This window comes from Nocardiopsis sp. RV163, assembly GCF_001029525.1.
GTDB lineage: Bacteria > Actinomycetota > Actinomycetes > Streptosporangiales > Streptosporangiaceae > Nocardiopsis > Nocardiopsis dassonvillei.
The window spans coordinates 23,266-35,958 of sequence record NZ_LEKI01000042.1 but is presented as its reverse complement, the minus strand read 5'-3'; the positions used below and the strand labels follow the sequence as shown (position 1 = coordinate 35,958).

The following is a 12,693-nucleotide window of genomic DNA, read 5'->3' as shown; positions in this document are numbered from 1 at the left end:
CCCCTCCCCCTCCACCGGCTCCGCGGCGGCGGCCGCGGGAGCGCCCAGCGCGCCCGCCGCCAGTCCCGCCGTGAGCGCGCCCGCAGCGAGCGCGCCCGCCGCCCCAGCCCTGTACTTCCACGTCATGTCGCGCCTCCCACGTGCGTCGTTGCCGCCTAGACAACTACGGGTGATCGGCCGAAGGCTCTGTGCGACACGCCGTCGGGGGCCGGGTCTTAGGGAGTACCTGCGCCCAGGCCTCCCAGGACTGGGATTCCTCCCCATGTGCGCCCCGGGGTCTTAGGGAGAACGTGGAGAGCACACGGCGGGACACCGGTCGCGCCGCGCGAGTGAAGGGGAGAGCACCGTGTTCCACAGCGAACTGCTCAACGCCAACGCCCGGGAGATGACCGAGCGGCGCGTCCGCGAGGCGGAGAACGCGCGGGCGGCCCTGCGGGCACGCGCAGAGGAGCGCGCGCGGCGCAGGGAGGAACGCCGCGAGCGCCAGCGCCGGCGGCGCTCCTACGGCCGCGCCGCGTGAGGGCGCGCGGGGGGGGAAGGCAGGAGCCGCATAGTGTCGGGCATGCCCCTCCTCTCCCGCTCCTGCCCGCTCCCCGTCGGCCGCCAGTCCCCGCCGGCCGGGGCGCACTTCAGGCCGCACCTGCGCTTCGCCCGGCTCGTCGACGACCTCCCCGCGAAGCGGCGCGCCGCCGGGAAGACGCACCACTACCAGGCCGCCCAGGACCTGCCCGGACGCTCCAGGCCGCCTGGTCGGCGGTGAGCGGCCGGGAAAACCTCCTGGAGGGGCCGCACATGGTAGGCATAATGGGCCTTATGCCCGTTCTTGCCGAGAGCCGTACCGTCTTCGTGGGCCGTGAGCGCGAGCTCCGCCTCCTCCGGGACCACGCCAAGCGGTCCCATGCCAAGGCACCCGGAACGGTGCTGGTCAGCGGCGACGCAGGCGTGGGCAAGAGCCGCCTGGTGGGCGAGTTCGTCTCGGACCTGCCCCGGGGGACGGTGTTCGTCGGCGGCTGCCTCCAGCTCGGCGTAGACGGCCTGTCCTACGCCCCCTTCACCGCGGTGCTGCGCCAGCTCCTGCGCGAGCGCGGACGCGCGGTGTTCGAGGCCGCGGCGCCCGGCGGTACCGGCGAGTTCGCCCGTCTCCTGCCCGAGCTGGGCGAGGTGCCCGTCCTGCGCCCGGAGAACCGGGGCATCCTCTTCGAACAGGTGCTGCGCCTGTTCACCCAGGCCGCCGGGGACAGCGGCGTCACCGTGGTGCTGGAGGACCTGCACTGGGCCGACGGCGCTACCCGCGACCTGCTCGTCTTCCTGGTCCGCAACCTCGACCTGCCGGGCGTGCAGATCGTGGCCACCTACCGCAGCGACGACCTGCACCGCGCCCACCCGCTGCGCCGGCTGCTGCCCGAACTGCGGCGCGCGCCCGGGGTCGAGCCACTGGAACTGGCGCCGCTCAGCCGCGACGAGGCCGGTGCCCAGGCCGCCGCCCTACGGGGCTCCGAACTCACCGGCCACGAGCTGGACCGGCTGTACCGGCGCACCGAGGGCGTCCCCCTGTTCGTGGAGTCGCTGGCCTCGGCGGCCGCAGACGCCTCGGGCGGCGCCCACGACGTGCCCGACCAGTTCCGCGACCTGCTGCTGGAACCGCTGCACCGGTTCGACGACACCGCGCTGTCGGTACTGCGCGTGGCCTCGGTCGGCGCGGTCTCGGGCAGCATCGAGCACGAGATGCTCTACCACGCTGCCGGGCTGCCCGAACGCGAACTGGAGACCGCGCTGCACACCCTGGTCGACGCCAACGCCCTGCGCGCAGACCGGACCGGGTACCGCTTCCGGCACGCCCTGCTGCGCGACGCCGTGCACGGCGACCTGCTCCCCGGCGCCCACGCCCGGCTGCACATGCGCTTCGCCCAGCTCATCGACGAGTACCCCGACTCCGTTCCCTTCGACCGCAGGGCCGCCGAGCAGGCCCACCACTACAACGCCGCACAGGAGCTGCCCAGCGCCCTCCAGGCCGCCTGGTGGGCGGCGGTGCGCGCGGGCGACACCCTCGCCTACGGCGAGGAGCTGGACATGCTGGAGCGGGTGCTGGCCCTTTGGGACCGCGTCCCCGACGCCCGGGAGCGGGTGCAGGGCCGGACCTGGGCCGAGGTGGCCAGCCTCGCGGCCGGGGCCGCCGTGGAGGCGGGACGCGGCAGGCGCGCCCTCGAACTGGCCGACGAGGCCCTGGCCGCCCTCCCCGAGGACGGGGGCGACGACCACACGCTGGCGGTACGGGCGGAACTGCTGCGCCGCCGGGGGACGGCGCGGGCGGAGGAGGACTGCGGCAGCGGTCTCGCCGACCTGGTCACGGCCCTGGAACTGCACCCCCCGCACATGCCGGGCTACGGCACGCTGCTGTCCATCTTGGCCCGGGAGAGCATGGTGCACCGCGCCGACCGGCGCGACACCCTGGACCGGCGGCGGCTGCACGAGCTGGAGAGGGCCGGCAGGTCGGCGCGATCACTGGCCGAGGAGGCGGTCGCGACGGCCGACCCCGCCCGGTCGTGCGACATGCGCGCCGCGGCCGACGCGCGCATCACCCTGGGCGGTCTGCACATGGACGCGGGCGACCTGGCGGCGGGGCGTCCGCTGATCGAGGCGGGCATCGCCCACGCCGCCCGGACATCCGACCCCGTCCTGGAGGCGCGCGGTGCGGGCAACCTGGGCCACTTCCTGCGCGAGCTGGGCCACCACGAGGAGGGCCTGGCGGTGCTGGAGGAGTCCCTGGCCCGGCACGAGGCGATGGGGTGGGCGGCCGTCCACAAGACGTTCAACCACCAGAACCGCGCGGAGATCCACTTCGAGCTGGGCGACCTGGCTGAGGTGCGGAGGATCATGGAGGCGGTCTCCCGAGGCCGCTCGCCCGGCAAGTACCGCTTCTACGTGGACGCGGTGCTGGCCCGCGCCGCCGCCGCACAGGGCGACCTGGAGGCGGCGCGGCGGGTCCTGCGGGAAGCGGGGTGGGACGACGTCCTGTCCTCGCACCGGATGAACATCGTGCAGCTGTCCCTGCTGGCGCTCCTGGAGACCGGCCTGGCCGGGGGCGCGGTCGACGACGCCCTGGACCTGTCCGAGCGGACCCTGGAGCGGTTGGCCCTGGAGTCCGCGCACGGGTACACCTGGCCGCTCGCCGAGGTGATGGCCGAGGCGGCACGGCGGGGCACGGCGCCGGGCCGCCCGGAGGCGACGGCCGAGCGGGCTCGCCGGGTACGGGACCTGGTGGCCGCACTGGTGGCGCCGATGCCCGCCCACGGAACGGCGCAGCTGGCCTACCGGGCGAGCGTGGCGGCCCTGCTGGCCGCGGCGGGCGGGGTCGGCGGAACCGGCGGGGCGGCCTGTGGCGTGGACCCTGACGCGCTGTTGGAGCGGTGGCGGGAGTCGGTGGCGGCGTGGGAGGCCACGCCGATGCGGCTGCACCTGGCGGGGGCCCGGCTGCGGGCCGCCGAGGCGGCGGTGGCGGCCGGTCAGCGGGAGCGGGCCGTGGCGTGGGTGCGGCAGGCGCACGCGGCGGCCCGGGAGTGCGGGGCGGTACCGCTGGAGCGGGCCGCAGCGGACCTGGCCCGCAGGATGGGCTCCGGCCTGGAGGAGGACGCGGCCCCGCCCGCCGTCCCGGCCGGGCTGACTGCGCGTGAGGCGGAGGTGGCGCGGATGCTGGTGGTGGGCAGCACCAACGCCCAGATCGCCGAGCGGCTGTTCATCACGCCCAAGACCGCGAGCGTGCACGTGTCCAACATCCTGGCCAAGCTCGACGTGCCCAACCGGGCCGCGGCCGGAGCGCGGCTGCGGGAGCTGGGCCTGGCCTAGGAGCGGGCCGGACCGCCCGCACCGCGGCGGGGACCGGGGGGACGCGGGCGCACCGCCTCCACCGGCTCCGCGCCGAGGGTCGTACCGTGCTCCGGCGACCGGCGTGGGCGGGACCCGGTTCAGACCGTCCAGCGGTTGGTGATGGGCACGCGGCGGTCCCTGCTGAGGTTGCGCGAGCTGATCTTGGTACCCGGCGCGGACTGGCGGCGCTTGTACTCGGCGCGGTCCACCATGCGGATGACCCGGCGCACCAGCTCGGGGTCGTACCCGGCGAAGACCAGTTCGGCCTCCCCCTTGTCCGTGCCTACGTAGGCGTCCAGGACGGCGTCGAGCTGTGTGTAGTCGGGCAGGGAGTCGGTGTCGAGCTGGTCGGGGCGCAGTTCGGCGCTGGGCGGCTTGGAGATGGAGTTCTCCGGGATCGGCGGGGTCTGCCCGAGCCGGTCGGCCTCCTCGTTGCGCCAGCGGGCCAGCTCCCAGACCAGGCTCTTCCAGCAGTCCTTGATGGGCGCGAACCCGCCCACGGAGTCGCCATAGAGCGTGGAGTAGCCGGTGGCCGCCTCGCTCTTGTTGCCGGTGGCCAGGACCAGGTGGCCCTCCTCGTTGGACAGCGCCATCAGGAGAGTGCCGCGCACGCGGGCCTGGAGGTTCTCGGCGGCCAGGCCGGTGAGCGGCACGCCCGCCTCCTCCGTGGACCGGGTGAACGCCTCCACCACCGGGGCGATGGCGATGGTGCGGGCGGCGAAGCCCTGGCGGCGCGCCAGCTCCTCGGCGTCGCCGACAGAGTGGCCGCTGGAGTGGGCGCTGGGCATGAGCACCCCGTGCACCCGGTCCGCGCCCAGGGCGTCGACCGCGATGGTGGCCACCAGCGCGGAGTCGATGCCGCCCGAGACGCCGACCAGGACCGAACCGAAGCCGTTCTTGACGGTGTAGTCGCGCAGGCCGGTGACCAGCGCGCGGTAGACCTCGCCCGTGTCGGAGAGCGGGTCGGGTCGCGGGGTGACGGTGGCCGCCCGCGGCGGGTAGGGGGCGACCGGGTCGGCCGAGACGGTGTGGCGCATGACGCGCAGGCCGTCCACCCGCGCACCCGGGCCGTCCGGTGCCGGTCCGGCCTCGGGCAGGTCCAGGTCGGCGACCAGGAGGGTCTCGGCGAACTGGGGGGCGCGGGCCACCAGCTCCCCCTCGGAGTCCACGATCAGCGAGTCGCCCTCGAAGACCAGCTCGTCCTGGCCGCCGACCATGTTGACGTAGGCCAAGGCGGCGCCGACCTCGCGGGCGCGGCGCTGGCACAGCTCCAGGCGCACGTCGTCCTTGTGGCGCTCGTAGGGGGAACCGTTGAGGGAGATCATGAGGCCGACCCCGGCGGCCCGGGCCGCGGTGACGGGTCCGCCCTCCTGCCACAGGTCCTCGCAGACCGCCAGGGCGACGTCCACGCCGCGGACCCGGACAACGGAGAGGGTGTCGCCGGGGACGAAGTTGCGGAACTCGTCGAACACGCCGTAGTTGGGCAGGTGGTGCTTGGCCGAGGAGAGGACGACGCCGCCGCGGTGCAGGACGGCGACGGAGTTCTGCGGCGCCCCGGCGGGCTGGCCGTAGCGGGCGCCCGGGCCCTCGCGGCGGGAGAGGTGTCCCACCACGACGGGGAGTTCGCCCAGGCCCTCCCGGGCGAGGTCGGCGGCCAGGGCGCGGGTGGCCTTGATCGAGGCCGACACGAAGGAGTTGCGCAGCGCCAGGTCCTCGACCGGGTAGCCGGTGACGACCATCTCCGGGAGCACTACCAGGTGGGCGCCCTCCTCGGCGGCCCTGCGCGCGGAGTCGACGACGAGGGACAGGTTTCCGTCCAGGTCGCCCGTGGTGGGGTTGACCTGGGCCAGTGCGATTCTGAGCTGTGCCACGGGCCCGAGCCTAGCCGCAGGATGTTTCCGGGGGCGGTCGCGGCGGGCCCGGGCACTCGGCACGGCACCGGGCGCGGACGGCCGGGGCGCGGGGGCGCAGCACGCCGGGGCCGCCGGGGGTTGCGCGCGGGACTCACGGGGATCCCGCCGCCGACGGCGGACGGGTGGCCGGAAACGCCCGGTCGCGGGCCATAATGCGTGTGCGGGTGACGGACCGCGCAGGCTGTTCGGCGTGTGCGGAAATACCCCGGAAATATCCGCACGGCACACTGGACCTGGGAGACCGTGTCCGAACCGGCCCCGCTGTACGCCGGGAGGGCCCGGACACCGACCGCATCGAGGAAGGTTGATCGTGAATCGACAGCAGGAATTCGTGCTCCGCACGTTGGAGGAGCGCGACATCCGGTTCGTGAGGCTGTGGTTCACCGACGTGCTCGGGTACCTCAAGTCCGTGGCGGTCGCCCCCGCCGAACTGGAGGCGGCCTTCTCCGAGGGCATCGGTTTCGACGGCTCGGCCATCGAGGGGTTCGCGCGCGTCTACGAGGCCGACATGCTGGCCCAGCCCGACCCCTCCACCTTCCAGGTGCTGCCCTGGCGCAACGAGCCGCACGGCACGGCGCGCATGTACTGCGACATCCTCATGCCCGACGGCTCGCCGTCGTCGGCCGACCCTCGCCACGTGCTCAAGCGCACGCTGGGCAAGGCCTCCGACCTGGGGTTCACGTTCTACACGCACCCCGAGATCGAGTTCTACCTGCTCAAGAAGATGCCCGAACTGGGCGAGCTCCCCGAGCCCAACGACTCCGGGGGCTACTTCGACCACACGCCGCACAACAGCGCGCACGACTTCCGGCGCAACGCCATCAACATGCTGGAGGCCATGGGAATCTCCGTGGAGTTCAGCCACCACGAGGGCGGGCCGGGGCAGCAGGAGATCGACCTGCGCTACGCCGACGCGCTGACCACCGCCGACAACATCATGACCTTCCGGCTCGTGATGAAGGAGGTGGCGATGGAGCAGGGCGTGTACGCCACCTTCATGCCCAAGCCGTTCACGCAGTACCCGGGCTCGGGCATGCACACGCACCTGTCGCTGTTCGAGGGCGACCGCAACGCCTTCTACGAGCCGGGGGCGGACTTCCAGCTGTCCAAGGTCGGGCGCGGGTTCATCGCGGGCCTGCTGCGGCACGCAGACGAGATCACGGCCGTCACGAACCAGTGGGTGAACTCCTACAAGCGCCTGTGGGACGACCCGGCCGCCTCGGCGGGCATGGGCGGCGAGGCTCCGGCCTACATCTGCTGGGGCCACAACAACCGCTCGGCGCTGGTGAGAGTGCCGATGTACAAGCCGGGCAAGTCCAACTCCAGCCGGATCGAGATCCGCTCGCTGGACACGGCCTGCAACCCTTACCTGGCCTACGCGATGATCCTGGCAGCCGGTCTCAAGGGCATCGAGGAGGGCTACGAGCTCCCTCCCGGGGCGGAGGACGACGTCTGGGCGCTGACCGACGCCGAACGCCGGGCGCTGGGCATCCGGCCGCTGCCGCAGAGCCTGGACGAGGCGCTGCGGATCATGGAGAACAGCGAGCTGGTCGCCGAGACGCTGGGCGAGCACGTCTTCGACTTCTTCCTGCGCAACAAGAAGGCCGAGTGGCGCGACTACCGCCGCCAGGTGACGCCGTACGAGCTGCACAGGTACCTGCCGACCCTGTAGGCCGGTCATTTCCACGCCAGCCCCCTTCCCGGTGTCCGGGAAGGGGGCTCGGTGCGTCTCGGGGGTGTCGTGGACGGAGGCGCTTCAAAGGGCCCGGGATTCAAGAGGGCGGGGCTTTGCACAGCTTCCAGGAGGGCGGTCCACTCGTGGTTGTCGGCTTCCGGGTGGCCGAGGCGGCGGTTCTGGGTGTCACGGACGGCGGCACCCGCAGAAGTCCTCTCGGTCTCTACGCGCTGACCACCGTTGCCGTGCGAGTAGGTGGATTCGCCCCACTCGGTCTTGGTGGTCGTCTCGGTGCTTCCTTCGATGCAGGCAGAGGAGCTTCAGCGACTCCGCTGGTGGGAGCAGGGGACCCAGGAGATCGCTTGGGCCCCTTCTCGAACCCGCGGGCCAAGGTGTCCGAACACCGCACTCCATCGGCCGCGGACTTCTGAGTCCTATCGGCCTCGGCTCTGAGGACCTTCAGCTCTGATCCCCGCTCCCCGGCGTGTGGCCTGGTCTTACGCTTCGCCACCAGCTCACCGTTCCGCGCTCCTCGCCAATCACCGGGAACCGCTCTGGCTGGATCCGCCGGGCGTGGGCGGTCGCACGGGCACACCCGCACGACCGCCCACGCCCCTCCCGGGAATCAGGGCGTGTACACCTCCGGCCGGGGAGCGGGCCCCATGCCGTCCCCGATGAAGAAGCTCGGGTGCGGCGGCTGGTTGTAGGCGGTGTTCTGCCAGGCGACGGCCACCCGGTACTGGGTGTCGTGCATCAGGGTCGGCATCCGCAGCTCGGCGGGCAGCGGCGTGGAGTAGATCCGCAGCGCCCGGTTGTCCTCGGTGCGCCAGACGGCCTCCTCGCGCCAGTCACCGAGGATGTCCCCGCTCAGCGCCGGTGTGGACTTGGTGCCGTTGTTGGAGGCCACCCCGGAGCCGGTCAGCAGCCGGGTGTCGCCACCGGTGCCGTACTCGTCTATACGGGTGCCGTCCAGCAGTTCCCGCAGCGGGTCGCCGTCCCACCAGGCCACGAAGTTCGCGGACGAGGGGGCGCGAACGCCCAGGCGGTTCCCCTCGGCGTCGTACATGCCGCTGATGCCGCCGCCCGTGACCCAGAACTCCGCGCCGGGGTTGCCCGGCCACACGTCCGCGGCCACTCCCCGGCCGGGGCCCTCCTCACCGCTGGCGGTCGGCCTGCGCCAGAGCACGTCTCCGGTGGCGGCGTCGGCCGCGTAGGCGCCCGCCGCGCCCCCCGTCCGCTCGGTGATGGTGAAGACCTCCAGTCCGGAGCGGTCGGGTAGCAGGTCGCCCACGTGCATGGCGTCCCCGTGGCCGTGACCGGTGGCCCACATCCCGCTGCCGTCGTCGTCCACGGCCATCGACCCGTACACGATCTCGTCGCGTCCGTCACCGTCGGCGTCGGCGACGCTCAACTGGTGGTTGCCCTGACCGGCCCACCGCGACCCGGCCCAGTCGCTGTCGAAGGTCCAGCGCCGGGTGAAGCGCCCCTCGCGCCAGTCCCAGGCCGCGATCACCGAGCGCGTGTAGTAGCCGCGCGCCGTGACCAGGCTGGGCCGCTGGCCGTCCAGGTAGGCGACGCCCGCCAGGAACCGGTCCACCCGGTTGCCGTAGCAGTCGCCCCAGTCGCAGACGTCACCGCGTCCGGGCACGTAGTCCACCGAGTCCAGTTCGGCCCCGCTGCGGCCGTCGAACATGGTGAGGAACTCCGGCCCGCTCAGGACGTAGCCGTCGCCGTTGCGGTGGTCGGCACCGGCGTCGCCGATGACCCCGCCGGTGCCGTCGACGGTGCCGTCCGCCGTCTTCACGGCCACCCCGGCCCGACCGTCGCCGTCGAAGTCGTAGACCTGGAACTGGGTGTAGTGCGCACCGGCGCGGATGTTGCGCCCCAGGTCGATCCGCCAGAGCCGCTCTCCGCCGAGTTCGTAGGCGTCGAGCAGCACGGGGCCGGTGCGTCCCGACTGGGAGTTGTCCCTGGCGTTGGTGGGCTCCCACTTCAGGACGATCTCGTACTCGCCGTCGCCGTCGAGGTCGCCCACGCTGGCGTCGTTGGCGTCGTAGGTGTAGCCGCTGCCGCCGGACGGGGCGTCCAGGGGCACGTCCAGGTAGCCCTCGCGCAGCGCCAGCGATCTGCCCGACGCCTCCGCCTCCTGTCCGTCGACCACGGGGCGGACCGTGTAGTCGGCGTCGGCGGAGGCTCCGCCGTCCAGGTAGGAGGTGGTTCCGGTCAGGGGTTGGGAGTTGAGGCGCCTGGAGCCCCGGTAGACGTTGAAGGCGACGTCCTCGAGGTCGGTGGCCAGCAGCCGCCAGCTCACCAGGTTGCCCTGCGCGCCGTGCACGCTCACCAGGCCGCGGCCCAGTTCCTCGACTTGGCGCCCCTCTCCGCTGGTGGGCGGGTCCTCGTCGTCGGGCGGCTCCTCACCGGGCGGTTCCCCGGCTTCGCCGGTGCAGACGGTTCCGTTGAGCGTGAAGGACTCGGGGATTTCAGGGGTACCGCCGTGGGAGCCGTTGAAGCCGAAGCCGACAGAGGCCCCGGTGGCGACGGCGGCGTTCCACCCGGTGTCGGCCACGCTGACGCGGTCCCCGGAACCGGAGAACTCGCCGTTCCAGCCGCTGGTGACGCGCTCGCCCTCGGTGAAGTCCCACTCCAGGGTCCAGCCGTCGACGGGATCACCGAGGTTGGTGACGGACACGGCGGCGGTGAACCCGTCGTTCCACTGGTCCCGGATCGTGTAGTCGACCTCGCAGCCGGCGGCGGCGGAGGCGGGGACGGTCGCCGCGGCGGCGAGCGCCGCGCCCGTGGCGAGGGCGGTCGCGAGGCAGGCGCCGCGCCGTGCGCGATGACGGGCGGCAGGGGGGTCGGGGGTCATGGGAAGGCGACTCCTCACCGCATCCGGTACCGACGTGTCGCGGCGGCCCGGGTGCGTCGATGTGATGGGAGCGCTCCCGAAAACAACGCGAATGTAACACGGGGAGTAGCAGCGCGACAACGGATCTTTCTGAACCGATTTACCTCCGGCTGGAGGACCTGAGACCCAGTTGGCATGGGATATCCGACCGCTGCGCGCGCGGGAGAAACGGGAGCGGCGCAGTGGAGGGCGAAACGTTTCAAGCAGAGTGGCGCCTCCGGTGTGGCGGAGGGTTCCGCGGGCCAGCGCCCGCCACGTCCCGGCAAAAGGGCGGGTTGTGTCCTTCGTGGACCGCGGGAACGGGGAATCGGGGAGGCGGTCGTAGCCGCTACGGGGTTCCGCCCCTGGGGGAAACGCGGATCCGCTCCCGCTTCACCGAGGACTACCGGCCTCCCGCCGCCCCGGCCAGGTCCGGTTCGGCTGGGCTGGGCTGGGCTGGAACAACGGGACTCCCGACCGCCGCGACCAGGGGGTGGCGGCACCCACGGCCGTCCGAACCCCCACCGTCGCGATCCCGGATGCCGGCAGCCTCGGCTGCCGGAGCCCCGGCCCTTCCCGTCCCGCCCCCGCTGAGAGGATGCCTACATGAAGCCGCGTCCACGCCCGCCGGTCAGACCGGTGGCCTCCACCGCCACCCTCGTCCTGGCCGCGTCCGCCCTGGTGGCGACCCCGGCCTCCGCCGAGGTTTCACCGTCGGTCCCCCGTCCGCCCGGATCGCACGAGGTGCGCTTCGCCACCTTCAACACCGCGCTGGAGCGCCCCGGCCGGGGAGTGCTCGCCGAGGAGCTGGCCACCCCCGACAGCGAGCAGGCCCGCAACGTCGCCGAGATCATCCAGCACGTGCGCCCCGACGTCCTCCTGGTCAACGAGTTCGACTACGACGAGGAGGGGAACGGGCCCCGCCGGTTCCAGGACAACTACCTGTCCGTGGGCCAGAACGGCGCCGACGCCATCGAGTACCCCTACGTCTACTCGGCGCCCGTCAACACCGGCGTGTCCTCGGGCGCGGACCTCAACGGCGACGGCGAGGCGGTGACCGAGCCCGGCGGTCCCGCCTACGCCGAGGACGCCTTCGGGTACGGTCTGTTCCCCGGCCAGTACGGGATGGTCGTGTACTCGATGTACCCGATCGTCACCGAGGACGTGCGCACGTTCCAGACCTTCCGGTGGGCGGACATGCCCGGCGCGCTGCTGCCCACCGACCCCGAGACGGGCGAGTCCTACTACTCCCCCGAGGCCCTGGAGGTGCTGCGGCTGTCCTCCAAGAGCCACTGGGACCTGCCGATCGACACGGGCCGGGGCCGCCCGGTCCACCTGCTGGCCAGCCACCCGACCCCGCCGTCCTTCGACGGCCCGGAGAAGCGCAACGTGGCCCGCAACCACGACGAGATCCGCTTCTGGGCCGACTACGTGACCCCGCGCGCGGGCTCCTACATCTACGACGACCGGGGGCGGCGCGGCGGTCTGCCAGTCGGCGCCCCGTTCGTCATCGCCGGGGACCTCAACGCCGACCCCAACGACGGCGACGGCCATCCGGACGCCATCACCCGGCTCCTGGAGCACCCGGGGATCAACGACGTGCGCCCCTCCAGCCAGGGCGGCAGGGGCGCGGCCCAGCGCCAGGGCGGGGCCAACGACGGGCACGGGGGCGATCCGGTGCTGGACAGCGCGGACTTCGCTGACGAGCCCGGCCCGGGCAACCTGCGCGTGGACTACGTGCTTCCCTCGCGGACCGTGCCGGCCCGGTCGTCCGGGGTGTTCTGGCCGACCGTGGACGACCCGCTGTTCCGGCTCACCGGTGACTACCCCTTCCCCAGCTCCGACCACCGGTTGGTGTGGGTGGACGTGCTCCGCCACTGACCCTGCCCGCCCGCGGCGGGGAAGCGGTCACCTGGCGCGGGCGGCCTCCTCCTGCGCGGCGGCCAGCCCGGCGCTGATGACGCTGTCCATGATCGCGGCGAGCCGGTCGGGGCCCAGGCGCGGGGCGTGTTCGGCCATGCGCTCGACCAGTTCGCGCTCACGCCGCATGTCGCGACCGGCGAAGTAGCCGACCGGCTTGAGCCGCTGCACCTGGGCGGCGACGAGGGCGCGGCGTTCGAGGAGCGAGGCCAGTTCGGCGTCCATCCGGTCGATGCTTCCGCGCAGTCGGCGGATCTGCTCCTGGACGGCGGGCGGGGTGGTGAGGTGCTCGGACACGGTGGTTCTCCCTCGGGTGGGGCGGTCCCGGCGGCGGGCCGGGCGCGGTCGCGGTGCGGCCGGACGCCCCCGCGGGATGCGCGCGGTGCGTGGAGATCGTGTCGTGGGGCGCCGACCGCCTGAGAAAGAGGAGGAGCACC

General features: G+C 73.1%; 9 protein-coding genes. 5 read left to right on the top strand and 4 right to left on the bottom strand.

Translation table 11 applies throughout. From position 1 onward, the window contains the following. Nucleotides 1-346: 346 nt before the first annotated feature. Genes ABD54_RS28530 through ABD54_RS10420 form a run of 3 tightly spaced genes read left to right on the top strand, consistent with a single transcriptional unit; the run spans nucleotide 347 to nucleotide 3,843 of the window. On the top strand, nucleotides 347-520 hold the full coding sequence (locus ABD54_RS28530) for a hypothetical protein (RefSeq protein ID WP_200904083.1): 174 nt from the start codon (nucleotides 347-349) through the stop codon (nucleotides 518-520). Between the two features lie 42 nt (nucleotides 521-562). Then, nucleotides 563-760 carry a hypothetical protein gene (locus tag ABD54_RS10425; protein ID WP_152692030.1) on the top strand — a complete coding sequence of 66 codons (198 nt, stop codon included), beginning with the start codon at nucleotides 563-565 and terminating at the stop codon, nucleotides 758-760. A gap of 53 nt (nucleotides 761-813) precedes the next feature. Further along, a complete protein-coding gene (locus ABD54_RS10420; RefSeq protein ID WP_082166767.1) occupies nucleotides 814-3,843 on the top strand; it encodes a helix-turn-helix transcriptional regulator in 3,030 nt (1,009 codons plus the stop codon). Between the two features lie 119 nt (nucleotides 3,844-3,962). Here the strand turns inward: ABD54_RS10420 and ABD54_RS10415 are convergent, their stop codons facing one another. After that, nucleotides 3,963-5,735, bottom strand: coding sequence for an NAD+ synthase (locus tag ABD54_RS10415; RefSeq protein WP_082166766.1), 1,773 nt, complete (start codon nucleotides 5,733-5,735; stop codon nucleotides 3,963-3,965). Between the two features lie 352 nt (nucleotides 5,736-6,087). Here ABD54_RS10415 and ABD54_RS10410 point away from each other — a divergent pair, with 352 nt between their 5' ends. Next, nucleotides 6,088-7,449, top strand: coding sequence for a glutamine synthetase family protein (locus ABD54_RS10410; protein WP_200904082.1), 1,362 nt, complete (start codon nucleotides 6,088-6,090; stop codon nucleotides 7,447-7,449). A gap of 5 nt (nucleotides 7,450-7,454) precedes the next feature. Here the strand turns inward: ABD54_RS10410 and ABD54_RS29500 are convergent, their stop codons facing one another. Then, a complete protein-coding gene (locus ABD54_RS29500; protein WP_082166765.1) occupies nucleotides 7,455-7,757 on the bottom strand; it encodes a DUF397 domain-containing protein in 303 nt (100 codons plus the stop codon). A 320-nt stretch (nucleotides 7,758-8,077) separates the two neighbouring features. Then, nucleotides 8,078-10,318, bottom strand: a complete 2,241-nt coding sequence (locus tag ABD54_RS10405; RefSeq protein ID WP_047869245.1) for a cellulose binding domain-containing protein — start codon at nucleotides 10,316-10,318, stop codon at nucleotides 8,078-8,080. Nucleotides 10,319-10,942: 624 nt separating this feature from the next. On the opposite strand from ABD54_RS10405, the gene ABD54_RS10400 reads away from it, so the two are divergent. Then, complete coding sequence (locus ABD54_RS10400) at nucleotides 10,943-12,217, top strand: endonuclease/exonuclease/phosphatase family protein (protein ID WP_047869244.1); 1,275 nt, start codon at nucleotides 10,943-10,945, stop codon at nucleotides 12,215-12,217. A 27-nt stretch (nucleotides 12,218-12,244) separates the two neighbouring features. Here the strand turns inward: ABD54_RS10400 and ABD54_RS10395 are convergent, their stop codons facing one another. Next, entirely contained in the window at nucleotides 12,245-12,553 is a 309-nt protein-coding gene (locus tag ABD54_RS10395; RefSeq protein WP_047869243.1) for a chorismate mutase, read from the bottom strand. Nucleotides 12,554-12,693: the final 140 nt, after the last annotated feature.

Bases quoted from the DNA above. Each gene is read 5' to 3' on its own strand.
- ABD54_RS10400 (WP_047869244.1), top strand. From the start codon at position 10,943: ATGAAGCCGCGTCCACGCCCGCCGGTCAGACCGGTGGCCTCCACCGCC.
- ABD54_RS10420 (WP_082166767.1), top strand. From the start codon at position 814: ATGCCCGTTCTTGCCGAGAGCCGTACCGTCTTCGTGGGCCGTGAGCGC.
- ABD54_RS10405 (WP_047869245.1), bottom strand. From the start codon at position 10,318: ATGACCCCCGACCCCCCTGCCGCCCGTCATCGCGCACGGCGCGGCGCC.
- ABD54_RS10425 (WP_152692030.1), top strand. From the start codon at position 563: ATGCCCCTCCTCTCCCGCTCCTGCCCGCTCCCCGTCGGCCGCCAGTCC.